This window comes from Nocardioides sp. CFH 31398 (assembly GCF_022436705.1).
GTDB lineage: Bacteria > Actinomycetota > Actinomycetes > Propionibacteriales > Nocardioidaceae > Nocardioides.
The window spans coordinates 25,342-50,391 of record NZ_JAKUHT010000002.1 but is presented as its reverse complement, the minus strand read 5'-3'; the positions used below and the strand labels follow the sequence as shown (position 1 = coordinate 50,391).

General features: G+C 73.7%; 27 protein-coding genes and 1 tRNA gene. 16 read left to right on the top strand and 12 right to left on the bottom strand.

Annotated elements, in window-relative coordinates; translation table 11 throughout:
- Positions 1–106: 106 nt before the first annotated feature.
- The 5 genes from MJ876_RS02015 to MJ876_RS01995 are packed head-to-tail and all read right to left on the bottom strand — an operon-like array spanning position 107 to position 4,314.
- Complete coding sequence (locus tag MJ876_RS02015) at positions 107–700, bottom strand: GNAT family N-acetyltransferase (RefSeq protein WP_240234378.1); 594 nt, start codon at positions 698–700, stop codon at positions 107–109.
- Complete coding sequence (locus MJ876_RS02010) at positions 697–1,179, bottom strand: molybdenum cofactor biosynthesis protein B (RefSeq protein ID WP_240234377.1); 483 nt, start codon at positions 1,177–1,179, stop codon at positions 697–699. The genes MJ876_RS02015 and MJ876_RS02010 overlap by 4 nt, the downstream gene beginning before the upstream one ends.
- Entirely contained in the window at positions 1,176–1,655 is a 480-nt protein-coding gene (moaC, locus tag MJ876_RS02005) for a cyclic pyranopterin monophosphate synthase MoaC (RefSeq protein ID WP_240234376.1), read from the bottom strand. Before moaC ends, MJ876_RS02010 begins: the two co-directional genes overlap by 4 nt.
- Positions 1,655–2,944, bottom strand: coding sequence for a gephyrin-like molybdotransferase Glp (glp, locus tag MJ876_RS02000; RefSeq protein ID WP_275694267.1), 1,290 nt, complete (start codon positions 2,942–2,944; stop codon positions 1,655–1,657). Before glp ends, moaC begins: the two co-directional genes overlap by 1 nt.
- The gene (locus tag MJ876_RS01995; protein WP_240234375.1) at positions 2,941–4,314 is read right to left on the bottom strand and encodes a UTP--glucose-1-phosphate uridylyltransferase; all 1,374 of its coding nucleotides are present in this window, start codon (positions 4,312–4,314) and stop codon (positions 2,941–2,943) included. Before MJ876_RS01995 ends, glp begins: the two co-directional genes overlap by 4 nt.
- A gap of 23 nt (positions 4,315–4,337) precedes the next feature.
- Here MJ876_RS01995 and MJ876_RS01990 point away from each other — a divergent pair, with 23 nt between their 5' ends.
- On the top strand, positions 4,338–4,919 hold the full coding sequence (locus MJ876_RS01990; protein WP_240234374.1) for a 5-formyltetrahydrofolate cyclo-ligase: 582 nt from the start codon (positions 4,338–4,340) through the stop codon (positions 4,917–4,919).
- Positions 4,920–4,961: 42 nt separating this feature from the next.
- Here MJ876_RS01990 and MJ876_RS01985 read toward each other — a convergent pair whose 3' ends face one another.
- Positions 4,962–7,577, bottom strand: coding sequence for a penicillin acylase family protein (locus MJ876_RS01985; protein WP_240234373.1), 2,616 nt, complete (start codon positions 7,575–7,577; stop codon positions 4,962–4,964).
- Between the two features lie 166 nt (positions 7,578–7,743).
- Here MJ876_RS01985 and MJ876_RS01980 point away from each other — a divergent pair, with 166 nt between their 5' ends.
- From MJ876_RS01980 to MJ876_RS01970, 3 genes are all read left to right on the top strand, one after another.
- On the top strand, positions 7,744–8,112 hold the full coding sequence (locus MJ876_RS01980; RefSeq protein ID WP_240234372.1) for an FmdB family zinc ribbon protein: 369 nt from the start codon (positions 7,744–7,746) through the stop codon (positions 8,110–8,112).
- A gap of 95 nt (positions 8,113–8,207) precedes the next feature.
- Positions 8,208–8,882: an RcpC/CpaB family pilus assembly protein gene (locus MJ876_RS01975; protein WP_240234371.1), complete on the top strand. Its 675-nt coding sequence runs from the start codon at positions 8,208–8,210 to the stop codon at positions 8,880–8,882.
- A 54-nt stretch (positions 8,883–8,936) separates the two neighbouring features.
- The gene (locus tag MJ876_RS01970) at positions 8,937–9,320 is read left to right on the top strand and encodes an MscL family protein (protein ID WP_240234370.1); all 384 of its coding nucleotides are present in this window, start codon (positions 8,937–8,939) and stop codon (positions 9,318–9,320) included.
- A 36-nt stretch (positions 9,321–9,356) separates the two neighbouring features.
- Here MJ876_RS01970 and MJ876_RS01965 read toward each other — a convergent pair whose 3' ends face one another.
- On the bottom strand, positions 9,357–9,533 hold the full coding sequence (locus tag MJ876_RS01965; RefSeq protein WP_240234369.1) for a hypothetical protein: 177 nt from the start codon (positions 9,531–9,533) through the stop codon (positions 9,357–9,359).
- Positions 9,530–10,690, bottom strand: coding sequence for an LCP family protein (locus tag MJ876_RS01960; protein WP_240234368.1), 1,161 nt, complete (start codon positions 10,688–10,690; stop codon positions 9,530–9,532). The genes MJ876_RS01965 and MJ876_RS01960 overlap by 4 nt, the downstream gene beginning before the upstream one ends.
- Before the next feature lie 142 nt (positions 10,691–10,832).
- Between MJ876_RS01960 and MJ876_RS01955 the strand changes: the two genes are divergently transcribed.
- From MJ876_RS01955 to MJ876_RS01945, 3 genes are all read left to right on the top strand, one after another.
- Positions 10,833–10,905: transfer RNA gene (locus tag MJ876_RS01955), tRNA-Arg, on the top strand.
- 611 nt (positions 10,906–11,516) lie between these two features.
- Positions 11,517–12,143 carry a MarR family winged helix-turn-helix transcriptional regulator gene (locus MJ876_RS01950; protein ID WP_240234367.1) on the top strand — a complete coding sequence of 209 codons (627 nt, stop codon included), beginning with the start codon at positions 11,517–11,519 and terminating at the stop codon, positions 12,141–12,143.
- A gap of 403 nt (positions 12,144–12,546) precedes the next feature.
- On the top strand, positions 12,547–13,008 hold the full coding sequence (locus MJ876_RS01945; protein WP_240234366.1) for a MarR family winged helix-turn-helix transcriptional regulator: 462 nt from the start codon (positions 12,547–12,549) through the stop codon (positions 13,006–13,008).
- Between the two features lie 177 nt (positions 13,009–13,185).
- On the opposite strand, the gene MJ876_RS01940 is transcribed toward MJ876_RS01945, so the two are convergent.
- Positions 13,186–13,665 carry a hypothetical protein gene (locus MJ876_RS01940; RefSeq protein WP_240234365.1) on the bottom strand — a complete coding sequence of 160 codons (480 nt, stop codon included), beginning with the start codon at positions 13,663–13,665 and terminating at the stop codon, positions 13,186–13,188.
- Between the two features lie 104 nt (positions 13,666–13,769).
- The gene (locus MJ876_RS01935) at positions 13,770–14,927 is read right to left on the bottom strand and encodes a trans-acting enoyl reductase family protein (protein ID WP_240234364.1); all 1,158 of its coding nucleotides are present in this window, start codon (positions 14,925–14,927) and stop codon (positions 13,770–13,772) included.
- 45 nt (positions 14,928–14,972) lie between these two features.
- Here MJ876_RS01935 and MJ876_RS01930 point away from each other — a divergent pair, with 45 nt between their 5' ends.
- A complete protein-coding gene (locus MJ876_RS01930; protein WP_240234363.1) occupies positions 14,973–15,242 on the top strand; it encodes a DUF2277 domain-containing protein in 270 nt (89 codons plus the stop codon).
- Positions 15,239–16,096: an NAD-dependent protein deacetylase gene (locus MJ876_RS01925; RefSeq protein WP_240234362.1), complete on the top strand. Its 858-nt coding sequence runs from the start codon at positions 15,239–15,241 to the stop codon at positions 16,094–16,096. The genes MJ876_RS01930 and MJ876_RS01925 overlap by 4 nt, the downstream gene beginning before the upstream one ends.
- 29 nt (positions 16,097–16,125) lie before the next feature.
- Here the strand turns inward: MJ876_RS01925 and MJ876_RS01920 are convergent, their stop codons facing one another.
- A complete protein-coding gene (locus MJ876_RS01920) occupies positions 16,126–16,812 on the bottom strand; it encodes a metal-dependent transcriptional regulator (protein WP_240234361.1) in 687 nt (228 codons plus the stop codon).
- 114 nt (positions 16,813–16,926) lie between these two features.
- Here MJ876_RS01920 and MJ876_RS01915 point away from each other — a divergent pair, with 114 nt between their 5' ends.
- The 6 genes from MJ876_RS01915 to MJ876_RS01890 all read left to right on the top strand — a co-directional run bounded on the left by MJ876_RS01915 (position 16,927) and on the right by MJ876_RS01890 (position 22,784).
- The gene (locus MJ876_RS01915) at positions 16,927–17,370 is read left to right on the top strand and encodes an Hsp20/alpha crystallin family protein (protein WP_275694265.1); all 444 of its coding nucleotides are present in this window, start codon (positions 16,927–16,929) and stop codon (positions 17,368–17,370) included.
- 79 nt (positions 17,371–17,449) lie between these two features.
- Positions 17,450–18,805, top strand: coding sequence for a deoxyribodipyrimidine photo-lyase (locus MJ876_RS01910; RefSeq protein WP_240234360.1), 1,356 nt, complete (start codon positions 17,450–17,452; stop codon positions 18,803–18,805).
- Positions 18,806–18,874: 69 nt separating this feature from the next.
- Positions 18,875–19,477, top strand: a complete 603-nt coding sequence (locus MJ876_RS01905; protein WP_240234359.1) for a TetR/AcrR family transcriptional regulator — start codon at positions 18,875–18,877, stop codon at positions 19,475–19,477.
- Positions 19,478–19,606: 129 nt separating this feature from the next.
- Positions 19,607–20,023: a VOC family protein gene (locus MJ876_RS01900; protein WP_240234358.1), complete on the top strand. Its 417-nt coding sequence runs from the start codon at positions 19,607–19,609 to the stop codon at positions 20,021–20,023.
- Between the two features lie 47 nt (positions 20,024–20,070).
- Positions 20,071–20,790, top strand: coding sequence for a hypothetical protein (locus tag MJ876_RS01895; RefSeq protein WP_240234357.1), 720 nt, complete (start codon positions 20,071–20,073; stop codon positions 20,788–20,790).
- Positions 20,791–21,167: 377 nt separating this feature from the next.
- A complete protein-coding gene (locus MJ876_RS01890) occupies positions 21,168–22,784 on the top strand; it encodes an alpha-amylase family glycosyl hydrolase (protein WP_240234356.1) in 1,617 nt (538 codons plus the stop codon).
- 355 nt (positions 22,785–23,139) lie between these two features.
- Here MJ876_RS01890 and pdxH read toward each other — a convergent pair whose 3' ends face one another.
- Complete coding sequence (pdxH, locus tag MJ876_RS01885) at positions 23,140–23,814, bottom strand: pyridoxamine 5'-phosphate oxidase (RefSeq protein ID WP_308192547.1); 675 nt, start codon at positions 23,812–23,814, stop codon at positions 23,140–23,142.
- Between the two features lie 132 nt (positions 23,815–23,946).
- Here pdxH and MJ876_RS01880 point away from each other — a divergent pair, with 132 nt between their 5' ends.
- Positions 23,947–25,050 carry a citrate synthase 2 gene (locus MJ876_RS01880; protein ID WP_240234355.1) on the top strand — a complete coding sequence of 368 codons (1,104 nt, stop codon included), beginning with the start codon at positions 23,947–23,949 and terminating at the stop codon, positions 25,048–25,050.

The window sequence follows — 25,050 nt, the reverse complement described above, 5'->3', positions numbered from 1 at the left end:
TCCCTCCGATCAGGCCACCCCTGGCGGGTGGCGCACCCATCACCGTGCCCCCGTTCCGGCGAAAGATAAATGCACCACGCACGCGTCGAGCGGGAAACCTTCCGCCTCAGGGGAGGCGTGACCGGACGGGGACCTCGCACTCCTCGGTCGTGACCGCGAAGACACGGTGGTCGCGCCAGTCACCGTCGATGTGCAGGAAGCGCTGCGCGAACCCCACCTCGGTCAGCCCGAGCTTCTCCACGACGCGCAGCGAGTTGCTGTTCTCCGGCCGGACGGCGATCTCGACGCGGTGCAGCCCGGCGGCGGCGAAGCAGTGGTCGATCACCAGCGCGACGGCGCGCGGCATGAGCCCACGCCCGGCGACCGACTGGTCGATCCAGTAGCCGAGGTTCGCCATCTGCGCGGAGCCGCGCACGATGTTGCTGACCGTCACCTGGCCCGCGAACACGCCGTCCACCTCGATCGCGAACGGCAGCCCCTGCCCGTTCGCCGCGACGCGCTTCATCCGCCACACCAGCCCACGGAAGGTCCGCGGGCCGGGCTCGACGCCGGGCGGCAGGGTCGCGTCCCACGGCTGCAGCCACGCGCGGTTGCGGGTGCGGACCTCGCGCCAGGCCGCGGCGTCGCCGTACGACAGCGGCCGCAGGACGAGCTCACCGTCGGTGAGGCGCGCCGGCCACGCCTGCTGCGGGCCGCTCAATGGTCGCTCCCCACGACCTGCTCCGCCGCGTGCACCAGCACCGGGCGCAGCACCTCGAGGGCGTCCTTCACCCCGCCGCGCGAGCCGGGCAGGTTCACGACCAGGCAGCGCCCCACGAGGCCGGCGAGGCCGCGCGACAGGACGGCGGTCGGCACGCCCTTCGCGACTCCGGCGGCGCGGATGGCCTCGGCGATGCCCGGCACCTCGGCGTCGAGCAGCGCCCGGGTGACCTCGGGGGTCCGGTCGGTCGGGGTGAGCCCGGTGCCGCCGGTGGTGAGGACGACGCGGGCGCCGCCGGCGGCGGCCTCGGCGATGGCCTCGCCGACGGGCCCCCCGTCGGGACGGACGACGGGGCCGGTCACCACGAAGCCGAGGTCGGCCAGCGCCTCGGCGATGAGCGGGCCGGTGGTGTCGTCGTACACGCCGGCGGCGGCCCGGTTGGAGGCCACCACCACGGTGGCGGGCAGCGCGTGGGTCATGCCCCGCCCCGCGTCCAGTCCCCGGAGCGGCCGCCGCTCTTCGCCTCGACGCGGACGTCGGTGATGACCGCGGCCTTGTCGACGGCCTTGACCATGTCGACGACGGTGAGCGCGGCCGTGGCGACGGCGCTGAGCGCCTCCATCTCCACGCCGGTGCGCCCGGTGGTCCGCACGGTCGCGGAGATGTCGACCCCGTCGTCGGCCACGTCGAGGTCGACCACGACGCCGGTGACCGGCAGGGGGTGGCACAGCGGGACGAGCGTCGGCGTGAGCTTGGCGCCCTGGATGCCGGCGATGCGGGCGACCGCCAGCGCGTCGCCCTTCGGCACCCCCTCGCCGCGCAGCAGGGCGACGACCTCGGCCGAGACCAGGACGCGGCCGGTCGCGGTGGCGACACGCGTGGTGACGTCCTTCTCGGAGACGTCGACCATCCGGGCGGCGCCGGAGGCGTCCACGTGGGTCAGGCGGGGCTCCATCAGAAGGGCACGTCCATGCGGATGACCTCGACCGTCTCGCCGGCCTCGAGCGCCGTGGTGTCCTCGGGCACGACGATGAGCGCGTCGGAGATCGCGAGGTTGCCGAGCAGGTGCGAGCCGGAGCCGCCGATCGGGGTGACGTACGCCGTCCCCGCGTCCTCGTCGTAGGAGCCGCGGAGGAACTGGCGGCGACCCGGCGGGGAGGAGACGCTGTGCGTGACCCGCGCCCGCACCGAGGGGCGGACCTCGGGCGTCAGGCCCATCATCCTCCGCAGCGCGGGCAGGACGAACACCTCGAACGACAGGTATGACGACACGGGGTTGCCGGGCAGCGTGAAGATCGGGGTGGCGTCCTCGCCGATCGTGCCGAAGCCCTGCGGCTTGCCCGGCTGCATCGCGACCGGGCCGAACCACATGGTGTCGAGGTCGCGCAGCGCCTCCTTGACGACGTCGAAGTCGCCCATGCTGACGCCGCCGGAGGTCACCACGACGTCCGCGCGGACGAGCTGGTCGGCGAGCGCCTCGGTGAAGCGGGCGGGGTCGTCGGGGACGATCCCGACGCGGTACGCGATCGCGCCCGCGGCGCGGGCCGCGGCGGCGAGGAGGAACGAGTTGCCGTCGTAGATCGAGTCGTGGCCCAGCTCCTGGCCGGCGTCGCGCAGCTCGGACCCGGTCGACAGGACGACGACCCGCGGGCGCTGGCGGCAGCGGACCCGGTCGCGACCCACCGCGGCGAGCAGGCCGAGGTGGCGGGGCGTCAGGACCGTCCCGGCCTCCACCAGCAGGTCGCCCTCGGCGATGTCGTCGCCCCGGAGCCGCACGTGCTGGCCGGGCTCGGGCGCCTTCGAGATCCACACCGACGCCTCGCCGCGGTCGGTCCACTCGTAGGGCACGATCGCGTCGGCGCCCGCGGGCACCGGCGCGCCGGTCATGATCTTGGCCGCGGTGCCCTCGGCGAGCTGGGTCAGCCGGGCCTGCCCGGCGCCGATCTCCCCGATCACCGGCAGGTGCACCGGGGACTCGTCGCTGGCCGTGGCGACGTCTCGCTGGACGACGGCGTAGCCGTCCATCGCGGAGTTGTCGAAGCCCGGCAGCGCGAGGGTCGAGTGGACGTCCTCGGCCACGGGCAGGCCGAGCGCCTCCATCAGCGGCTGGGCGTGCGCGGGCAGGGGCCGGACGGTGGCGAGGACGTGCTCGCGCAGCTGCTCGACGGTGATCGGCTCGCCGCCCTCGCTGCCCTCCGGGCCCGAGGTCGGGCCCGTCGACCCCGCCAGAGGAGAGGCCGTCAACGCAGCACCGTGTCCGCGGCGATCCGCTCCGGCTGCTTCTCGGCCTCGACCTCGACGTCGCCGACGACCTTGACGCCCTTGCCGAACGTCACGTCGCCCCTCACCCGCAGCGAGGTCGCCTCCGCCAGCGACGGCGCGCCGTCGGGGAAGCGCTGCGCGAAGGCGTCGACGGTCTTGTAGGGCCCGTCGAGGTCGACGTACGGGATCTGCGCGGCGGTCTGGTCGAGCACGAAGTCCTCGCCGATCGTGTAGACGTCCGAGCGCAGCACGAGCAGGTCGTTCGTCGTCTTGACCGGGACGAACCGGTCCCGGCCGACCTCGATGGTCGTCGCACCCTCGAAGACCTCGATGGCCGCACCCATGGCCGTCTCGATCTGGACGACCTCGGGGGTCGAGGGGTCGGTCGGGTCGAGGTGCTTGACGTTGCGGATCAGCGGCAGGCCGAGGATCCCGTCGCGTCGCTGCATCTCGTCCTTCATGGCCCGCAGGTCGAACCAGAGGTTGTTCGTCGAGGTGAAGCGGTGGCGCTCCAGGTCGGCGAGCGCCTCCTTGTCGGAGTCGAGGGTCTGCGCGGTCTCGCGCAGGATGATCCGGCCGTCGGACTTCCGGCGGGCGAAGTGGCCGCCCTTGCGGTCCGACGCCGTACGACGGACCGCCTCGATCGCGAACGGCGCGCCGCTCTCGGCGAACCAGCCCGCGACCCGCGGGTCGGGCGTGGCGCCGAGGTTGTCGGAGTTGGAGACGAAGACGCGCTCGTAGCCGGCGTCGAGCAGGGCGTCGAGCAGGCCCGTCCCGAGCATCGCGGTGTAGAGGTCGCCGTGGCCGGGCGGGCACCACTCGAGGTCGGGATTGCGCGGCAGGCTCGCGGGGAGCAGGTCACGAACGAGGAGCTTGGGCTCCTTGTTCTGGTGGAACTCCAGCGGCAGCCCCTCGACGCCGAGCTCGTCGTACCGGTCCAGCGCCGCGACGGTGTCGGCCGAGGTGCGGAACGAGTTCATGAAGATCAGCGGCAGTCGCGCACCGGTGGTCTTGCGCAGGTGCAGGACCTGGCGGGCGATGATGTCGAGGAACGACAGGCCGCGGCGCACGCACAGCAGCGACTTCGCCCGGTCCATGCCCATCGAGGTGCCGAGACCGCCGTTGAGCTTGATGACCGCGGTGCCGTCGAGCGCGGTGCGCGCCGTCTGCTCGTCGATGTCGACGTCGGCCAGCGACTCCATGTCGTGCGGCTCGATGGTGGACTCGGGGATCATCCCGGTCTCGCCGTGCTCGAGGAGCCGGTAGTAGTGCGAGAAGACGTCGATCGCGACGGGGTCGACACCCTCGTCGGCCATCTTCTCGCGAGCGCGCATCAGTCCGGGGCTGCCCATGGCTTCGATCGTAGGCTGAGAAGATGGGTTCGTCACAGGCGGTCGCCAAGACGGCCCTGCGGGACCAGCTGCTGGCCGCTCGGCGGCGCCGTCCGCTCGCCGAGGTCACGGGCAGCGCGCAGGCCCGGACCCGGCACCTGCTGTCCTCCCCCGAGCTCGTGCGCGCGGCGTCGGTCGCGGCGTACGTCTCGGTCGGCTCCGAGCCCGGCACCACCGACCTCCTCGAAGGGCTGCGCGAGGTCGGACGCCGCGTCCTGCTGCCGGTGCTCGAACCCGACGGCGACCTCGACTGGGCGGCGTACGACGACCCCGGCTCGCTCGCGCCCGCCCGGCGCGGCCTGCTCGAGCCGCTCGGACGCCGGCTCGGTCGCGACGCGGTCGCCACGTGCGACCTCGTCGTCGTCCCGGGTCTCGCGGTGGACGGGCGCGGGATGCGGCTCGGCCGCGGCGGAGGCTCCTACGACCGGGCGCTGGCCCGGGTGCCGGTCGGCACGCCGGTGTGGGTGCTGCTCCACGACGACGAGCTCGACCGCCCGGTCCCCGCCGAGCCCCACGACCGCCCCGTCACCGGCGCGGTGACGGAGTCCGGCGTGCGTCGCTTCTGAGGAGCCGACCGGGTCCCGACGACCCCGACCGACGGTGGTCGGTCAGCCCTCGTCCTCCGCGGGCACGAGCGTCAGGGAGTCCTCCGTCGCCTCCTGCACGGCGTCCCGGCTGAACGCCCAGGGCAGGGTCTCGCCGGCGACGAGGACGTCGGTCTGGTCGGTGTAGTGGTCGCTCGCCGGGTGGCCGGAGACGCCGGTCAGGTTGACCCAGCGCGAGGCGTCCCAGTCGGCGAGGTCGACGACCATCCGCATCGAGGGCCCGTTGAGGACGCCGTAGCCCTCGCGGGCGTCCCACCCGAAGGCGTTGACCGTCTCGGAGCCGCCGGCCACGGCCCACCCGCCGCGGTTGACCAGCGCCTCGACCGGCCCGATCCCCGAGGACCCCAGCGTCGGCTCGACGAGGTCGAGGGAGTGCACCTGGCCCCACTCCCACTCCTCCGGCTCCGGCGAGGACAGCGCGGTGAGATCGTCGCGCGCCGCCCTCATCGCGGCGGCGAGGACGTCGTCCCGCGTCTCGACCTCGTCGGTCTCGACGTCGTCCCACCAGGAGGCCCGCGGCTGCTGCAGCAGCTCCTCGGTCGCGGCCATCCAGCGGTCGCTGCCGTCGGGCCGGGCGGCGCCGACCAGCTCGTCGTCGAAGGTCAGCTCGAGCAGGCGCGACCACGTGACCGCGAAGTACGCCGCCGCGGCGCTCTGCTCGCCCTCGGCCGGCTGGGTGAAGTCCCAGTCCCCGAGCAGCTCCTGGCCGCCGGCCGCGTAGCCGTCGCCGAGGTCGACGTCCAGCAGGTAGGGCACCAGCGTCGGCGCGAGCGGGTGCTGGGAGTCCAGCTGGACCGCCGCCATCCGCTCCGATGACACCGGGCCCTCGTCGAGGAGGGCGGTGAGGCGGTCGCGGATGCGTTGCGCGCGGTAGCCGCGGTCCCAGTCGTCGGTCAGGTAGACCGGGTAGTCGGGGCCGGTGGCGGCCTGGTTGGCGGTCACCAAGAACCCCTCGTCGGGGTCGAGCTCGTTGGGGAGGCTCTCGAAGGGGACGTACTCCCCCGTCCAGGCGTTCTCCGGCCGCCAGCCCGGCGAGGGCCGGAGCCCGTCGTTGCCGGAGCCGCGGATCGGGATGCGGCCCGGCGCCTGGTAGCCGATCGACCCGGTCCGGTCGGCGTAGACCAGGTTCTGGGCGGGGACGGCGAAGTCCTCGGCGGCCGCACGGAACTCGTCCCAGTCGGAGGCCAGGTTGAGGCCGAGCAGCGCGTCGGCGGTCGGGGCGGGGTCGAGCGCGGTCCAGGCGAGGGAGACGGCGTACGCCTCCTCGCCGTCGGGTCCGGCCTCCACGCCGACGGTGCGCAGGTCCTCCGAGACGTCCGACAGGATCGGTCCGTTGCCGGTGGCGCGGACGGTCAGCTCGACGTCGTCGGCGCCGCGGACCTCGATGGTCTCGCGCCGCTCGGCCAGCTGCTCGCGGGCGCCGTCGTAGCGGTAGGTGTCGCCGTCGACCTTCTCGAGGTAGAGGTCGGCGACGTCGGGTCCGAGGTTGGTGAAGCCCCAGGCGATGTCGGCGTTGTGCCCGATCACCACGCCGGGGACGCCGGAGAACCCGAAGCCCGCGACGTCGAGCGGGCAGTCCGCGCCCACGTCGGTGCAGTGCAGGCCCATCTGCATCCACACGCCGGGCAGGCCGACGCCGAGGTGCGGGTCGTTGGCCAGCAGCGGGGCCCCGGTGGTGGTCAGGTCGCCCGAGACCACCCAGGAGTTGGAGCCGAGGTCGTCCCCGCGCCCCAGCGCCGACGGGATGCCGTCCAGCGCCTCGCCGACACCGGCCAGCAGGTCCCGCTCCTGCGGACCCCACGCGGGCCGCGGCAGCCGCGTCGAGTCGCCCGACGCCCGGGGCTCGAAGACCCCGTCGACGAGCCCTCCGCCCTCGATGATCGGACGGTTGCGGTCGTAGGGGTAGTCACCGAAGAGCTCGCGGGCCTCGGCCGGGGTGTGGTCGGCGCCCGTGAGGACGCGGGCCACCTCCTCGTCCACGTTGCCGCGCAGGTCCCAGGCCATCGCCTTCAGCCACGCCAGCGAGTCCACCGGCGTCCACGGCTCGGGCCGGTAGTCCAGCCCCGTCAGACCGAGGACGGTGTACTGCACGGCGATCTCGCTGGGCTCGTTCGCCGCCAGGTAGGCGTTGACGCCCTCGGCGTACGCCGTCAGCGCGGAGCGGGTCGCCGGGGAGACCAGGGCGAGCTCCCGCTCGGCCACGCGGCGCCAGCCCATGGTCCGGACCAGGGCGTCGGACTCGAGGGTGGCCTCGCCGAACAGCTCGGAGAGACGCCCGGCGGTGAGGTGGCGACGGACGTCCATCTCGTAGAACCGCTCCTGGGCGTGCACGTAGCCCTGGGCGGTGAGCAGGTCGTGGAGCGTCTCGCCGTACAGCTGCGGGACGCCGTGGGAGTCGCGCAGCACCTCGACGGGGGCGGACAGGCCGGGCAGGTCCAGCTCGCCGTCGGTGACCGGCAGCGGCCGGCGGACGACGACGACCGCGGTCGCGGTGAGGACCAGCAGCAGCAGGACGATCCCGACGGCCGTCCAGGTCGCGCGGCGGGCCCAGGCGGGCCAGGCGCGGAAGGCCGACCACCACGCCACCAGCGGTGGCGGGGGCCTCGTCGCCTCGCTCACGCGGGCTCCGCCGTCCGCACCGTCCCGTGGGCCCCTCATCGTCCTCGCATTGTGCCGTACCCTTGGCAGTCGTCGTCGGTGAGTGCCAGGCGGGTGTCGTCTCCCGCGGCCGCGCCGACCGCCCCCGCTTCCTGACCCGTTCCCGCCATCGAGAGGACCGCTGCGCGTGCCGACCTACCAGTACGCCTGCACCGAGTGCGAGCACCGCTTCGAGCAGGTGCAGAAGTTCACCGACGACTCGCTGACCGAGTGCCCCGTCTGCCACGGCCGGCTGCGCAAGGTCTACAACGCCGTCGGCGTCGTGTTCAAGGGCTCCGGCTTCTACCGGACCGACAGCCGCTCGGAGTCCTCCGGTGGCTCCTCGTCGCCCTCGTCGGACGCCTCGTCCTCGACGTCGTCGGAGAAGAAGTCCGAGTCGTCGTCGGAGAAGAAGTCGGACTCGTCGACGTCGTCGTCCGGCTCGTCGTCCGGCTCGTCGTCGTCCTCCGGCTCGACCTCGTCGTCCACGAGCTCCTCGGCGGCGTCGGCCTCCTGAGGGCGCGGGGCCACCTGTCGTCCACCGGCGTCCCCGGGCCCGCCGCCTGGGGACGAGCGGAGCGGCGTCGGGCCAGGCGTCCCTAGCGTCGGGGCATGGCCCCCTCCGACCCCGCCACGCCGCCGGGGGTGCGCGTGCGGCTCGCCCGCGCGCGTGCCGCCGTACGACGCTCGGTGCTGCGGCGCCGGCGCCTGCTGCTCGCCCTCTGCCTGGCGGTCGCGGTCGCAGCGGGCCTGCACGCCACGATGCCCCCTCCCCCGCCACGGGTCCTCGTGATGACCGCGGCGAGCGACCTCGCCGCGGGCTCGGTGGTCACACCGGACGACCTCGTCGCGACCGGGTTCACGCCCGGCAGCGTCCCGGACGGACTGGCCGACGACCCCGTGGGCCGGGTCCTGGCCGCTCCCCTGCGGCGCGGCGAGCCGGTGACGGACGCGCGACTCGTCGCGCCCTCGCTGCTCGAGGACTACCCCGGTCTGGTCGCGGTCCCGGTCCGCCTCCCCGACGCCGGCGCCGCGGGGCTGCTGCGCGCCGGCGACCTGATCGACCTCGTCGCCGCCGACCCGCAGGGCTCGACCGCCACCACGGTCGCGACCGACGCCGCGGTGCTCGCCGTGCCGTCGGCGGACCCGGCGGAGAGCGGCTCCGGCGGCTCGGGCGGCTCCGCGCCACCCGGACGGCTCGTCGTCCTGGCCGTGGAGCCGACGGAGGTGGCCGGTGTGGCCGACGCCTCCGCACGCCTGTTCCTCACCCCGACCTGGCGGCGCTAGCCTGCCGGAGGACGGTGGTCTACGTGGGCCGCCGGCGGCTCCCAGGAGGAACACGTGTCCGGGTTCAAGAACTTCCTGCTCCGCGGCAACCTCGTCGACCTCGCGGTCGCCGTGATCATCGGCACCGCCTTCGGCGCCGTCGTCACGACGTTCACCGCGCTCATCACCAGCCTGCTCCCGCCCGAGGCGGCGGACCGCTTCAGCGACGACGAGCCCCTCGGGGCGTTCCTCAACGCCACGATCTCCTTCGTCATCCTGGCCGCGGTCGTCTACTTCTTCGTCGTGCTGCCCTACACGAAGGTGAAGGAGAAGTACTTCCCGAGCCCGGCGCCGGGCACGCCCGAGGACATCACGCTGCTGAAGGAGATCCGCGACATCCTCGCGGGCAGCTCCACCGGCACCACGACCACCTCGGACGGCGGCGCCCACAAGGGCTGACCACCCACACGCCGGTCGAGGCGCCGCCGGTCGGCCTCAGCCGTGGTGCGGGGGCACCTGCTCGATCAGCCAGCGGTCGTTCGCGGAGCCGGCGCGACCCTTCGCGTCGCCGGGCTCCCGCTCGTCACCGGTGGTGTCGGGCAGCACGTCGCCGAACACCTCGGCGAGCCGCTTCCTGCGCTGCCAGTCGCTCTCGCGAGGCGCGTCCGTCACGTGCAGAGGCCGTTCGCGGCCAGCTCGGCGGCCTCCTCGTCGGAGGTCGCACCGCCCTTCTTGCCGCTGCCGTCACCGGTGCTGCCGCCCTGCGGCTTCGCGGCCGTGATGACGCCCTCGCTCAGGTCGGCGCCGATGGGCTCGTCGTTGATGATCTTGTCCCACAGCTGGTCGGCCTCGGAGGTCCACACCAGGCGGTTGGGGTCCGGCTCGTACGGCGCGATGGGCACCGTCATGAAGCGGATCTTGTTGAGCCCGGTGTTGCGGAACTGCAGCCCCAGCTCGCTCAGCTTGCCGACCGAGTCGAGCTCGGGGTCGAGGGTGAGCGACTTGGTCGCGGCGTTGAGGAAGCTGACGAGGCGGTCCGGGCGCGACAGCGTGTCGGCGGAGACGAGCTTGTTCGCCATCGACGCGACGAAGGCCTGCTGGCGCTTCATGCGGCCGATGTCGGAGTTGGCCGAGAGCTGGTAGCGCTCCCGCACGTAGGCGAGCGCCTCGCGGCCCTCGAGCTCCCGGGTGCCGGCCTCGAGGTAGATGTCGTGGGCGGGGTCGTCGACCGTGGTCGGGATGCAGACCTCGACACCGTCGATCGCGTCGACCATGGCCTCGAACCCGGCGAAGTCGACGTCGACGATGTGGTCGATGCGGATGCCGGTCAGCTGCTCGACCGTCTGCTGGGTGCACCCGGGGCCGCCGTACGCGTAGGCGGTGTTGAACATGACCCCGCTCTCGGCGGGGATCTCCTCGCCGTCCTCGGTGGTGCACTCGGGGCGGTCGATGATCGCGTCGCGCGGGAGGCTGACGCCGAACGCGCGCTCGCGGTCGGCCGACACATGCAGGATCATCGTGGTGTCGGAGCGCTGCCCGCCGCCGGTGAGGCCGTCGATGTCGTTGCCCTCGCCGTCACGCGAGTCCGACCCCATGATGAGGATGTTCAGCGGCTCCATCGGCCCGGAGACCTCGACCTTGTCGGGCCGGTCCGAGAGCTGGTCGGACACGTCGAGGACGTCGAGGTTGCCGCTGAGGTGGTTGTAGACCGAGGTGACGCCGACACCGGTCGCGAGTGCCAGGCCGAGCGCCGAGGACGTGATGACCTTCGCCACCGTGTGCTGACGAGGCTTGCGGGCACGGCGCTTGGGTGCACGTCGCTTGCTCAAGAGGTCTCCAGGACGTCATCGGGCGGGCCGGGGCGGGCCGTGCCGCCGGTGGGCGACACGGCTGGTCCATCTCACATGATGCGTCGGACGGCCCACCCGGATCAAAATGACGGCCGAGTGCCAGGATGTGGCCCGGACGCCGGCCCCCGTAGCTCAGTGGATAGAGCAGCCGCCTCCTAAGCGAAAGGTCGTAGGTTCGACTCCTACCGGGGGCACCGCCGCTGACCCCGGGAAACGTGCGTCAGCCGCGAGCGTGTGCACAGACCGTGCACTCCACCCCTGGGGACAGGTCTCGTGTCCTCCTCGGGCCCCTCGAGCACAGGCCGGACGCCCCTCCGCGTTGGGTTCGTACGGCCCGGCTCGGCGGCGTGCAGACCCCCACGGATCCCGCACCCCGGTCCCGATTCGCCCGAGCGTTGGCGGCTCGAGCCTGGGCAGGGTGGCGACCGGGGGCGTGCAGGAAGTGAGACGGGCGGGCCCCACTGACCCAGCGCCATCACCACGAGCACGTCGAGGTGTTGGCCGACGCAGCCGATCGAGCATGTTCCTCTCACTCGGCGTGCCCCGTCGGCCGGCTGGGACCTCTGCTCGAGTGCGCCGCGCAGAACGAGAACGTGATCCCAGCGAGCCGGCCCGAAGTGCCAAACATGCGTATAGCGCAGGTTTGATGACGAGTTTCGCTGCACCACCCAATCCAGTCGCCGTAGCGTGGGCTCGTCGATCCTCACGCAGCGTCCTACCCCCGCTCTGCGTGAGGGTCGACCCCAGGCAGCTGGTTCTTCCGGAACGTGTGACGGGCGTCATATGCTTCGTCGGAGCATCACGCATGACGGCCGACGATCCCCGGGGGGAGGTCGGCCGTCGGCGTGCAGGGCCCGACGGCCGCCGGGCAACCACGTCACGTCAACGGCGGCGGGTGTCGACGCGGGCGCAGCAATTATCTAGCCCCTGTATGATTCCTCAGCTTCTGGCTACCGACGGGGTGTCGGACCTTTATGAAGAGCTTGAGAAGCAGCTCCTGCGTGTCGCGCGGAACTTGCGAGAACCGACTGTCCTCCCCGACGGGACGGTCGTCCTCCGCGTCACCGCCTCGCTCCTCTACCTACTCCACGCGAGCCAGCCCATCAGGGTGGGAGCGATCGCGTCAGCGTTCGGCATCGACCCATCAACCTCGACCCGCCAGGTGCAACACGCCGTGAAGCTGGGTCTGATCGAGGGAGTCAGCGACCCTGACGACAGACGAGCCCGGTTGCTGGCCATGACGCCCGCAGGTCGAGATCTGCGCACGAGGGTCGTCGAGCAACAGCGACAAGGGCTCATCCGGCTGCTCGCCCGCTGGGCCGGCCACGACAGAACCGAGCTCGTCCGGCTGCTGTCGCAGTTCAACATCGAGATCGACAAACGTCGACCCCAACGAAGCGCTGAGGCTGAGCTGCTCTACGGCAGCAGCTGACGACGGCACCGGCCCCGTCATGCCGGATCCGGCCACTCCTCGAACGGGATCGACAACTGTCCGCTCCCGCCACACACGCATCCCGCCAACCGGGTAGCCGACCGCGACCAGACCCCGCCAGTGGGGCTCAGCCGCCCGGGAGTGCGCCGGCCCGTCGTTCTCGATGAGGAACCGACCGAGACCGGCGCCCCGGCGGCCTCCACGAATCAGGTTCGGCTCCTCGGGGGCACCGCACGCTGTCCCGGCAGAACGTGGCCGGGGCGCGCCGGGACCCGCCCGGGACCCACCGGGGCCCGCGGTCCGGCCCGGCGCGTCGTCCGAGGCCCTAGGCTGGCGTCCCAGCGTGGTCTGGCCACTGGTGCTGTTGGCGGGCTTTCCTCACACAGCGCCCGGGTGGCCCCCCATGACCCCTCAGCTCCTCGAACAGCTGGAGCGCCAGCTCGCGCTCCTCGCCCGCGCCCTGCGCGACCCGGTGGTCCTCACGGACGGCACCGTGGTGCCACGGTCGACGGCGTCGCTGCTGGTCGCCCTGGCCGAGCGCGAACCGGCCCGCGTGGGCGAGGTCTCGGCGGCCCTCGACCTGGACCCCTCCACGACCACGCGGCAGGTCCAGCACGCGATCCGGCTCGGACTGGTGGCCCGCGTCGTGGCCCAGGACGACCGCCGGGTGGTGCTGCTCAGCCTCACACCGGCCGGCCGCGACCTGCACGACACCCTGGCCCGACGGCAGCGGCAGAACCTCCACCGCGTCCTCGACGGGTGGCCCGACCAGGACCAGCACGACCTGGTCAGGTTGATGACGCTGCTGGCCACCCGGGTCGGCGAGCTGCGGGCCGAGCGCCCGTCGAGGGCGCGGACCCCGTGAGACGGAGGCACCGCGGCCGACCGCACCCGGGACCGACCGGGGTCCGGCGCGGTCGGGGGAGCTCGTCGGGGCGTCCGGTGGTGGTCGTGGACGGCCCGGGTGCTCTAGTCTGACGCTCCGGTCGTCCCGCTCCGACCCCATGCGGAGCGGGGCGACCGCTCTCGTCCCCGCGACCGGTCAGGACGGGTCGCGGCGTCGGCGCTCGATCCAGTCGCGGACCTCGTCCAGGTCACGCAGGACGCCGTGCCGCGTCTCGATCACGACGGCGGGGAAGTCGGGCCGGGCTTCGAGCCGCTCGAGCGGATCCGACAGGTGCTCGCGGATCATCGCCTCGACGACGTCGTCCGGCACCAGGTCGGGGACCGAGTCGCGGAGGTCGGCCAGCTGCGCGCACCCGTCGGAGGACTCGACCCGGAAGCCGCTGACCCTCGTGCCGATCAACGGCTCGACCGTGGCCAGGGCCCGCTGGGCCGCGATGCGGGGCGTGGTGCCCTCCGCGCAGACGGTCACGGTCCACGGCGTCGCGTAGCCGTCGAGCAGGATCCTCCCGGCGGCGACGACGGGCTCGTGGCCGACGAGCCGGGACAGGAGCTCGTCGGCGTCGAGGTCCGGCGACCACTCCGGGGGCCACTCGAGCCGTACCGCGTACGTGACCACGTGAACCCCCACCCGGACGAGCCCCCTGGCCCCATGCCGGGCTCCGTCCGCGCCGATGGTCCCACCCGGGCGGCCCCCTGCGTCCGACCGCCCGCCGGCGCGGCTCAGACGACGGTCCGGAAGGCGATGCCCGCGGCCTCGAGACGGTCGATCAGCGGCCGGCCCATGGCCTGCGCGGTCGTGACCTGGCCCGACGTGACCGGCACGTCGTCCCGCAGCAGGCACAGCGCCGACTCGGCGAGCATCTTCGCCGTCTCGGTGTAACCCGGGTCGCCACCGGTGACCCGCGTGTGCACGGTCCGGTCACCCGCGGTCGCGACGACGTCCACGCTGAAGCGCGAGCGCGCGCGGCGCTCCTCGTCGGGACCGTCGCCCTGCTTGACCAGCGACAGCATCGCCCTGCGGGTCAGCGGCACCTGCGCGGCGAGGCCCACCGCGCCCGCGCCGACGAGCCCGCCGACGGCGAACGGCAGCGTCCTGGTGCCGGCGTAGTGGGAGTAGCGGAAGTCGGGCCCGTACGACGCCAGCGCGGCGCCGCTGCGCGCCACGACCATCGGGTCGATGGTCGGCAGCGGCAGCAGCCAGTAGCCGAGGCGGGAGTCGCGGCGGGGACGGGTGCCGACGGCGCGTGACCGACGTCCACCCTCGGGGCGGGGCTCGGCGCGGCGGCGCTCGGCGTGCGCCTTGCGCATCTCGTTCGCGCGGGAGAACGCGCCGACGGCGGAGTGGAAGGTGCCCCCGGAGAACGTCCCGGAGGCGCGGACCACGCCGTACGCCGTGATCGGCTGGTCGTCGGGCAGACGGTCGACCGCGTGCAGCACACCGAGGTCGTGGGGGATGGAGTCGAAGCCGCAGCAGTGGACCAGCCGGGCGCCGCTCGCGACCGCGGTGTCGTGGTGGGCGACGTACATGCGGTCGACGAACTCCGGCTCGCCCGTGAGGTCGCAGTAGTCGGTGCCCGCGGCCGCGCACGCGGCGACCAGCGGCTCCCCGTACGCCTGGTACGGCCCGACGGTCGTGACGACGAGGCGCGTGCGGGCGGCCATCGCCGCGAGCCCCGCGGGGTCGGAGGAGTCCACGACGACCAGCTCCAGGTCGGGCAGGCCGAGGCGGTCGCGCACGGCGGCCAGCTTGTCGTCGCTGCGTCCGGCGAGGGCCCAGCGGAGGTCGTCGGGGGCGTTCGCCGCAAGGTAGTCGGCGGTCAGGCCGCCGGTGAACCCGGTGGCGCCGAGGAGGACGAGGTCGAGGTCACGGTCGGGCACCTGCTGATCCTGTCAGGCCCCTCCGCGGCGACGTACGCTCGCCGCATGTGCCGCAATATCCGCCCGCTCAACAACTTCGCGCCCCCGGCCTCGCCGGACGAGGTCGCGGCGGCGGCGCTGCAGTACGTCAGGAAGGTGGGCGGAGCGACCAAGCCCTCGGCGGCGAACGCGGCGGCGTACGACGAGGCCGTCGCCGAGATCGCCGCCACCACGCAGCGGCTGCTCGACCGCCTGGTGACGACCGCGCCGCCGAAGGACCGCGAGGTCGAGGCCGCGAAGGCCAGGGCGCGGGCCGCCGTCCGCTACGGCACGTGACGACCACGGCGACCGACGCGCGCGACCGCGCGCTCGCCCTGCTGTCGGGGCGTCCGCTGGTGGTGCTGACGGGCGCGGGGCTGTCCACCGACTCGGGAATCCCCGACTACCGCGGCCCGGGCTCCGTGGCCCGGCAGCCGATGACCTACCAGGAGTTCGTCTCCGGGCACGCGGCGCGCCAGCGCTACTGGGCGCGCAGCCACGTCGGCTGGGGACGGATGCGACGGGCCGAGCCGAACGCCGGTCACCGGGCGCTGGCGGCGCTCGACCCGACCCTGCTCATCACGCAGAACGTCGACGGGCTCCACGAGCAGGCGGGCTCGCGCTCCCTCGTCGCGCTCCACGGACGGATCGCGGAGGTGGTCTGCCTCGACTGCCGGGCCGTCACGCCGCGCGCGGCGCTGCACGCGCGGATGACCGCGCTGAACCCCGGTTGGGTGGAGGCGCACGACGACGCCGTCGTCCGCCCGGACGGCGACGTCGCGCTCGACGACACCGCCGGGTTCGTCGTCCCCGACTGCGAGGCCTGCGGCGGCATCCTCAAGCCGCACGTCGTGTTCTTCGGCGAGAACGTCCCGAAGGACCGCGTGCAGCGCTGCTACGACGCCGTCGAGGCGCTGACCGCGTCGGACGGCGCCCTGCTCGTGGCGGGCTCCTCGCTCGCGGTGATGAGCGGGCTGCGGTTCGTCAAGCGCGCGGCGAGGGAGGGCACCCCCGTGGTCATCGTCAACCGCGGCACCACCCGCGGCGACGAGCACGCGACGTGCACGGTGCACGCGGGGTGCAGCGAGTTCCTGACGGCGCTCCTGGGGGATCTCCCGGCGTCGAGCGGCACCACCAGCCGGGTCGGCTGAGACGCCCGGAGGGTCGGTCCGAGACCTCGCTACAGCTTCGACACGAAGATGTGGTCGGCCGCCTCTGGGACGATCTCGGCGGTCTCGCCGCCGGAGCCGACGAGGACGCCCTGCTCCGTGGCGGCGACGACGACGGTCTTGTCGGGGAGCGCGCCGACGCGACGCAGCGCGGACATGAGCTGCTCGTCCTTCTGCATCTCCTCCGAGATCCGGCGGACGTGCACGCGGGACTCGTCGTCGCCGGCCGCGGTGGACAGGGGCTGCACGCCCTCCATGAAGTTCTCGGGCAGGGAGGTCTGACCCAGCTCGTCGAGGCCCGGGATCGGGTTGCCGTACGGCGAGGAGGTCGGATTGTCGAGCAGCTCGAGCAGGCGGCGCTCGACGGTCTCGGACATGACGTGCTCCCAGCGGCAGGCCTCCTCGTGGACGAGCTCCCACTCGAGGCCGATGACGTCGGTGAGCAGCCGCTCGGCGAGGCGGTGCTTGCGCATGACGCGGGTCGCGAGACGCCGGCCCTCGGGGGTGAGCTCGAGGTGGCGGTCCCCCTCGACCGTGAGCAGGCCGTCGCGCTCCATCCGGGCGACCGTCTGCGACACCGTCGGACCGCTCTGGTGCAGGCGCTCCGCGATGCGCGCGCGCAGGGGGACGATGTCCTCCTCCACGAGCTCGTAGATCGTCCGGAGGTACATCTCGGTGGTGTCGATCAGGTCGCTCACGGATCCATTGTGACCCATGGTCGGCGACGACCCAGCGCTTGAACTAACTTGAGTCCGACGCTATAAAGAATGTGCAGTCTTCTTCCAACCCCGAGACACCGTCAGGAGGACACCATGATGCTCAGGACCACCGACCCGTTCCGCGACCTCGACCGCCTCGCCCAGCAGGTCTTCGGCTCCGCCGGGAGCACCGGCCGCCCGACCGTCATGCCGATGGACGCCTGGCGCGACGGCGACACCTTCGTCATCGAGTTCGACCTGCCCGGCGTCGCCCGCGACAGCATCGACCTCGACGTCGAGCGCAACGTGCTGACCGTCCGCGCCGAGCGCCGCGGCCCGCACGACGACCGCGAGGGCGTGGAGCAGCTGGCCGCCGAGCGGCCGCGCGGCTCCTTCAGCCGCCAGCTCGTGCTCGGCGACAACCTCGACCTCGACCGGCTCGAGGCGACGTACACCGACGGCGTCCTGAGGCTCACCGTGCCGGTGGCCGAGAGGGCCAAGCCGCGCAAGATCCACATCGCCGCCCCCGAGCGGGAGCGCACCGCGATCGACGCGTGAGCCACGGAGCCGGCGGGCCCGCCGCCCCGAGCGGCGGGCCCGCTGTCGCCGACCGGGCCCCGCGGGGTACGAAGACGGTGTGAGTGCCGAGAACGAGCCCGCCGTCATGTGGTTCCGCCGCGACCTGCGCCTCGCCGACAACCCCGCCCTGCTGCAGGCCAGCGACTCGGGCCCGGTGCTGCCGCTGTTCGTGCTCGACCCCGCCCTGTGGGGACCGTCCGGCGTCTCGCGCCGCGCCTACCTGTGCGACTCGCTGCGCAGCCTCGACGCGTCGCTGGCGAAGCGGCGGACCTCGCTGTCCGTCGTCCGCGGGAAGCCGGAGCGCCAGGTCGTGCTGGCCGCCAAGGCCGTCGACGCGACGCGGGTCTTCGTGGCCGAGGACTTCGGTCCCTACGGCCGTGAGCGCGACGAGCGGGTCGAGGCCGAGCTGGAGAAGGCGGGCATCGAGCTGGTCCGCGTCGGCTCGCCGTACGCCGTGGCGCCCGGGACGGTGAAGAACGGCTCGGGCAAGGCCTACCAGGTGTTCACGCCCTTCTCGCGGGCCTGGAAGGACATCGGCTGGGAGAAGCCGTACGACACCCCCTCCGGCGGCTCGTGGCTGGAGCTCGACGAGACCGTCGACGTCCCGACGGTCGACCTGCCGAAGGACCTCACCATCCCCGAGGCCGGCGAGGACGCCGCCGCGAAGCGGTGGCGGGAGTTCGCCGACGACGTCGCGGCGTACGACGACGAGCGCGACCGGCCCGACCACGACCGCACCTCGCGGATGTCGACGCACCTCAAGTACGGCGAGATCCACCCGCGCACGATCCTGGCCGACCTGGCGAAGGGCAGCGGCGAGGGCCGGACGGCGTACCGCACCGAGATCGCGTGGCGCGAGTTCTACGCCGACGTCCTGTTCCGCCGCCCGGAGACCGCGCGGGAGTACTACAAGCCGGAGTTCGCGCGGATGAGCTACGCGGAGCCCGGCGAGGCGTTCGACGCGTGGCGCGAGGGTCGCACCGGCTTCCCCATCGTCGACGCCGGGATGCGTCAGCTGCGGCAGAGCGGCTGGATGCACAACCGGCTGCGGATGATCACCGCGAGCTTCCTCGTGAAGGACCTCCACGTCGAGTGGCAGCACGGCGCCCGTCACTTCCTCGGCCTGCTCGCGGACGGCGACCTCGCGTCCAACAACCACGGCTGGCAGTGGGTCGCCGGGTCCGGGACGGACGCCTCGCCGTTCTTCCGGATCTTCAACCCCACGACGCAGGGCAAGAAGTTCGACCCGAAGGGTGACTACGTGCGCCGCTGGGTCCCCGAGCTCGCCGACGTCGGCGACCCGCACGAGCCGTCCGCCGACGACCGGGACCGGGTCGGTTACCCGCACCCGATCGTCGACCACAAGGAGGAGCGCCGCGAGGCGCTCGACCGGTACGACGCCGTCAAGGACTGACGACCCCCTCCTGGCTCCGGCCAGTTCCGGTACTTGTCAGTACCAGAACTGGCCGGTATCGTTACTGGCATGACCACGAGCACCGGCGGGAGGCCCCGCGACGCCGGCCGCGACGTGGCGATCCTCGAGGCGACGCTCGACCTGCTCACCGAGGTCGGGTACGACGACCTCACCACCGCCGAGGTCGCCCGCCGGGCCGGCGCGGGCAAGGCGACCATCTACCGCCGCTGGCCGTCCAAGGCCGAGCTCGTCCTCGCCGCCGTCGGGCGGATGGGCGGCGACCCGCCGCGGCTGGCCGACCTGCCCGACACCGGCACCCTGCGCGGCGACCTGGCCGCACTGTTCCGACCGCAGACCCCCGCCGACGACGAGCGGTCGCTGGGCGTCATGCGCGGACTCACCTCCCTGCTGTCGCAGTCGCCGGAGCTCGCCGAGGCGGCCAGCAACGCCATGGTGGGTCCCTTCGTCGAGTCCCAGCGCCTGCTCATGCAGCGCGCGGTCGACCGCGGCGAGGTCCCCGATGGCGCCGACGTCGCCACCGTCGCCCGCGTCACCCCGGCCATGACCGCCTTCCGCCTCGCGGTGGAGCGCCGTCCCGTCGACGTCGACGAGCTCATGCACCTCGTCGACGTGGTCGTCCTGCCCGCCCTGCGCGTCGCGCCGCCGGGCTAGCCGACCACCTCGCCCCACCCACAGCCACCGGCCGTCGACGTACGACGCCCGGTCGGCCGGTCGCGCCCGCGGCCGGTCCGCGTCGACCGCCCGCGTCGTCGCCACCACCCTCACGAATGGAGCACGCCCATGTCCGTCGCCGTCGTCCCCCACCTGAACTTCCGCGGTCAGGCCCGCGAGGCCCTCGAGTTCTACGCCGCCGCCACGGGCGGCCGGGCCGTGGTGGTCACCAACGACCAGGCCGGGCGCACCGAGCGGCCCGAGGAGGCCGACCAGGTCGTCTTCGGCCAGGTCCTCGCGCCGAACGGGTTCACCGTCATGGCCTACGACGCCCCGGCCAGCAAGCCGCTGGAGCGCGGCGTCCGCGACGTGTTCGTCTCCCTGCGCGGGGAGACGGTCGAGGAGGTCACCGGCATCTGGGAGGCGCTGTCCGACGGCGCCGAGGTGGTCGAGGCCTTCGGACCCTCGCAGTGGAGCCCGGCGTACGGCATGCTCGTCGACCGCTTCGGCATCACCTGGGTGCTCGACGTGGCCGTCGCGTACTGACCGGCCCGCGCGCCGCGGTGGCCGCGGAGGCGGGCAGACTCGGTCCGGTGACGACCCTGACCGTGCCCGCCCGCTTCTGCGGCCCGCCCGCCTCCGGCAACGGCGGCTGGGTGGCCGGCGCCCTCGCGGCGCTCGTCCCGGACGTCGCGCCGACAGCCCCGGTGACCGTGACGCTGCGCCGTCCCCCGCCCCTCGACACCCCGCTCGTCGTCGTCACCGCCGACGGGACCACGACGCTGACCCACGACGGGGACGAGGTCGCCTCCGCGACACCGGCGGCCGCGGCCCCCTCGCCGGCGGCCGCGGTGCCCGCCGACGTCGCCCGCGCCGCCGAGGCGGCGTACCCGGGGCTCACCCACCACGGCTTCGACACGTGCTTCGGCTGCGGCACCGCCCGCGGGGCCGGCGACGGCCTGCGGATCTTCCCCGGCCCCGTCGCCGACCTCCGCGTCGCGGCGACCTGGACACCGGGCGACCCCACCACGTCCGACGTCGGCGCCACCTGGTCCGCCCTCGACTGCATCAGCGCGTGGGCGGTCGGCATCGGCGAGCGCGCGATGGTGCTCGGGCGGATGACGGCGTCGCTGGCCTCCTTGCCCGCCCCCGGCGTGGAGCACGTCGTGGTCGGCGAGGGCCGCGGCGAGGACGGCCGCAAGATCCGGACCGCGGCCACCCTCTACGACGACGCCGGCGCGATCGTCGGGACCGCCGAGCACACCTGGATCACGGTCGACGCCGAGTCGTTCGGCTGGGCGGCGAGCGCCTGAGGCGGGCCCGCCAGGCGCCGGTCCCCTGCCGGCAGCCCTGGCCGCCCCCGACCGACCAGCTGCCGTGGGGCCACCTCTCGAGGTGGACCACCTCGACGGTGCGGTCGCCCTCGTCGACCACCGCGAAACGGGCCCACGTGCCGGGACGCGAGGCCTCCCGGCGACCGCCCCACCGCTCGACGTAGCCGCTCGGTGGCCCGCTCGCCGGCCCGGTCGTCGGTCGCGAGCCCGTGGCCGACGAGGGCGGTCCCGGCCAGGACCACCGCGGCCCCGGTCACGAGGACCAGGCGGGGAGCCGGCGCGCTGGGGCATGTCGGAGCACACCACGGCCGACCACGACGAACCAGGCCGTCACCCTCCGTGACAGACTCGACGCCATGGTTTTGGATCGATCCAAAAACGGGTCCGCCGACGGACCCTGGTGGCGGGACGCGACCGTCTACCAGGTCTACGTCCGGAGCTTCGCCGACGCCGACGGCGACGGCGTGGGCGACCTGCCGGGCATCACCGCCCGGCTCCCCCACCTCGCCGACCTCGGCGTCGACGCGGTCTGGTTGACGCCGTTCTACCGCTCGCCGCAGCACGACCACGGCTACGACGTCGCCGACTACCGCGACGTCGACCCGCTGTTCGGCGACCTCGGGGACGCCGAGCGCCTGGTCGAGGCCGCCCACGGCCTCGGCCTGCGGGTCATCGTCGACCTGGTCCCGAACCACACCTCGTCCGAGCACGCGTGGTTCCGCGCCGCCGTCGAGGCCGGTCCCGGCTCGCCGGAGCGCGCCCGCTACCACTTCCGCCCACCGAGCCCCGAGCCGCCGAACAACTGGCGCTCGGTCTTCGGTGGCTCCGCGTGGACCCGCGTGGACGACGGCTCGGAGGATCCGGAGTGGTACCTGCACCTCTTCGACTCCACCCAGCCCGACCTCGACTGGCAGCACCCGGAGGTCGGCGACATGTTCGTCGACGTCCTGCGGTTCTGGCTCGACCGTGGGGTCGACGGGTTCCGCGTCGACGTCGCGCACGGGCTCGTCAAGGCGCCCGGGCTGCCGGACCACGACGACCCGGACCTGCCGCCGCCGGGCCGTGACGACTCGATGGTCGCCCGCGACCGCGCCGACGAGCCGATGTGGGACCAGCCCGGCGTCCACGAGGTCTACCGGCGCTGGCACGACGTGCTGGCGGCGTACTCCGCGCAGGGGGCCGAGCGGATGATGGTCGCCGAGGCCTGGACGCCGGACGCGGAGTCGATGTCGCGCTACGTGCGCGCCGACGAGTTCCAGCAGGCGTTCAACTTCGCCTGGCTGCTCGCGCCCTGGTCGGCGTCCGCCTTCGCGGGCGTCGTGGCCGACACCCTCGAGGCCGTCGGGCGGGTCGACGCGTCCGCGACCTGGGTGCTGTCGAACCACGACGTCGTCCGCCACCCCACGCGGTACGCCGCGGGCGCGACGCCCGAGCGGGGCCTGGCCCGCGCGCGGGCCGCGACGCTGACGATGCTCGCGCTGCCCGGGTCGGCGTACCTCTACCAGGGCGAGGAGCTCGGCCTGCCCGAGGCGGACGTCGCCCCCGAGCACCGCACGGACCCCTCGTGGTTCCGCACCGGCGAGGTCGGCCGGGACGGCTGCCGCGTGCCCCTGCCGTGGGAGGGCGACGAGCCGCCGTACGGCTTCGGGCCGGCCCCGGCGGGCAGCCAGCCGTGGCTGCCGCAGCCCGCGGAGTGGGCGTCGCTGTCGGTCGCCGTCCAGCAGGCAGACGACGACTCGACGCTGGCCTTCTACCGTCGCGCCCTGGCCGCGCGGCGCGAGGTGCTGCCGGGCGTGCCGCGCGAGGTGACCGTCGAGGTCGACGGCGACGTCCTGGTGCTGCGACGCGGCGACCTGGTGTGCCAGCTCAACTGCGGCGAGTCGGCGGTCGAGCCGCCCAGCGGCGAGGTGCTCGCCTGCTCCGGACCCGTGCCAGGCGCCGCGGACACGGCGACCTGGGTGCGCGCCGGCTGAGCCGGCCCGGAGACGGGAACGGCCCCCAGGCGTGGTCCCCTCGATCGGATCGTCGAGGGACTCCGGTCGGACGTGCCGGAGCGCCTGGGGGCCGGGTGACTGCCCGGTAGTGCCAGCCGCTGCTACACCGCTGGCAGCGGGTCGCGGTGGGGTCTGTCCCACCCGCGGGGCCCGCGCTGGGTGGAGCTGCTAGCGAGCAGCCACCTCACGTGTCCTGTCAGAACTCATCTGTCGGACCACCTCCTTTCCCGTGTACCTCCACCGTAGGTCGGCGCCCGCGTGCTCACAAGCGGTTATCGGCCGGCTGAGGTGGTCGAGCCTGCGAGGTCGCGACCGCGGGTCGAGACCGTGGCGGCTAGGGGTTCAGGCGGACGACGCGCCACTCGGTGGCCTCGACGTGGTCACGCTCGTAGACGAGGCGGTCGTGGAGGCGGTTGCGGCGGCCCTGCCAGAACTCCAGGCGCCACGGGCGGACGAGGTAGCCGCCCCAGTCCGGCGGGACGGGGACGTCCTCGACGCCCTCGAAGCGCGCCTCGGCGTCGGCCCACGCCTGCTCGATCTCCGCGCGCGAGCCGACCGGGCGCGACTGGTCCGACGCCCAGGCGCCGAGCCGGGAGCCGCGCGGCCGGGAGGCAAAGTACGCCGCCACCTCGTCGCGGTGCAGCGGCTCGGCCACGCCGTCGACGCGGACCTGCCGCTCGAGCGGGTGCCAGGGGAACAGCAGCGAGCAGGCGGGGACGGCGGCGAGGTCGGTCCCCTTGCGCGACGACGTGTTGGTGTAGAAGCGGAACCCGAGGGTGTCGACGCCCTTGAGCAGCACCGTCCGCGCGGCGGGGCGGCCCTCGGCCGAGACGGTCGCGACGACCATCGCGTTGGGCTCGTGGAGGCCCGCGTCGCGGGCCTCGGCGAACCAGCGGTCGAACATCGTGAACGGGTCGCCGGCGAGGTCGGACTCGTCGAGCCCGCTCGCGGCGTACTCCTCGCGCATGGCGGCGACGTCGCCGAGGTCGCCGAGGTGGGGCTGGGTCACGCCCCGAACCTACCGGCGCCCCCGCGGTCCGACCTCGCACCACTGTCGCGGATCCCTCGCGCGAGCGGGCCCGGGTGAGGCAGGCTGCGCACGGCAGACCCGGCACCGGAGCCGGGTGCGAAGGGAGCACAGATGACCGAGGTCCACCACGGGCTCGAGGGCGTGGTCGCCTTCGAGACCGAGATCGCCGAGCCGGACCGCGAGGGAGGGGCGCTGCGCTACCGCGGCGTCGACATCGAGGAGCTGGTGGGGCGGGTCCCCTTCGAGAAGGTCTGGGGCCTGCTCATCGACGGTCGCTACGACCCCGGGCTGCCGCCCGCCGAGGCGTACAACATCCCGGTCCACACCGGCGACGTCCGCGTCGACGTCCAGGCTGCGATCGCGATGCTGGCGCCGGCCTTCGGCTTCCGCCAGACCTACGACATCAGCGACGAGCAGGCCCGCGAGGACCTCTCCCGCGTCGCCGTCATGGTGCTGTCGTACGCCGCGCAGTCGGCCCGCGGCCTGCACCAGCCCGTGGTGCCCCAGGCCGAGGTCGACGAGGGCCGGACCCTGGCCGAGAAGTTCCTGATCCGCTGGAAGGGCGAGGCCGACCCCGCCCACGTCAAGGCGATCGACGCGTACTGGTCGTCCGCCGCCGAGCACGGCATGAACGCCTCCACCTTCACCGCGCGGGTCATCACCTCGACCGGCGCGGACGTCGGCGCGGCGTTCTCCGGCGCGATCGGCGCGATGTCGGGTCCGCTGCACGGCGGCGCGCCGTCCCGGGTGCTCGGGATGATCAGCGACGTCGAGTCCTCGGGCGACGCGTCGGCGTACGTCAAGGGCCTGCTCGACCGCGGTGAGCGCCTCATGGGCTTCGGCCACCGCGTCTACCGTGCCGAGGACCCGCGCGCCCGCGTGCTCCGTCGCACGGCGCGCGAGCTCGGCGCCCCCCGCTACGAGGTCGCCGAGGCGCTCGAGAAGGCCGCGCTGGCCGAGCTCCGCGAGCGGCGTCCCGACCGCGTGCTGGAGACGAACGTGGAGTTCTGGGCGGCGATCGTCCTCGACTTCGCCGAGGTGCCCGCGCCCATGTTCACGTCGATGTTCACCTGCGCCCGGACGGCCGGCTGGTCCGCGCACATCCTCGAGCAGAAGCGCACCGGCCGACTGATCCGCCCGTCGGCCGTGTACGTCGGGGACGGCGAGCGCCCCGCGGGCGACGTCCCGGGCTGGGACGCGGGGTGGGAGGACTGA

Excerpts from the sequence above, each read along its gene's own strand:
- MJ876_RS02010 (WP_240234377.1), bottom strand. The coding sequence starts at position 1,179 with ATGACCCACGCGCTGCCCGCCACCGTGGTGGTGGCCTCCAACCGGGCC.
- moaC (WP_240234376.1), bottom strand. The coding sequence starts at position 1,655 with ATGGAGCCCCGCCTGACCCACGTGGACGCCTCCGGCGCCGCCCGGATG.
- MJ876_RS01995 (WP_240234375.1), bottom strand. The coding sequence starts at position 4,314 with ATGGGCAGCCCCGGACTGATGCGCGCTCGCGAGAAGATGGCCGACGAG.
- MJ876_RS01990 (WP_240234374.1), top strand. The coding sequence starts at position 4,338 with ATGGGTTCGTCACAGGCGGTCGCCAAGACGGCCCTGCGGGACCAGCTG.
- MJ876_RS01975 (WP_240234371.1), top strand. The coding sequence starts at position 8,208 with ATGGCCCCCTCCGACCCCGCCACGCCGCCGGGGGTGCGCGTGCGGCTC.
- MJ876_RS01950 (WP_240234367.1), top strand. The coding sequence starts at position 11,517 with ATGACGGCCGACGATCCCCGGGGGGAGGTCGGCCGTCGGCGTGCAGGG.
- MJ876_RS01945 (WP_240234366.1), top strand. The coding sequence starts at position 12,547 with ATGACCCCTCAGCTCCTCGAACAGCTGGAGCGCCAGCTCGCGCTCCTC.
- MJ876_RS01930 (WP_240234363.1), top strand. The coding sequence starts at position 14,973 with ATGTGCCGCAATATCCGCCCGCTCAACAACTTCGCGCCCCCGGCCTCG.
- MJ876_RS01915 (WP_275694265.1), top strand. The coding sequence starts at position 16,927 with ATGATGCTCAGGACCACCGACCCGTTCCGCGACCTCGACCGCCTCGCC.
- MJ876_RS01905 (WP_240234359.1), top strand. The coding sequence starts at position 18,875 with ATGACCACGAGCACCGGCGGGAGGCCCCGCGACGCCGGCCGCGACGTG.
- MJ876_RS01900 (WP_240234358.1), top strand. The coding sequence starts at position 19,607 with ATGTCCGTCGCCGTCGTCCCCCACCTGAACTTCCGCGGTCAGGCCCGC.
- MJ876_RS01890 (WP_240234356.1), top strand. The coding sequence starts at position 21,168 with ATGGTTTTGGATCGATCCAAAAACGGGTCCGCCGACGGACCCTGGTGG.
- MJ876_RS01880 (WP_240234355.1), top strand. The coding sequence starts at position 23,947 with ATGACCGAGGTCCACCACGGGCTCGAGGGCGTGGTCGCCTTCGAGACC.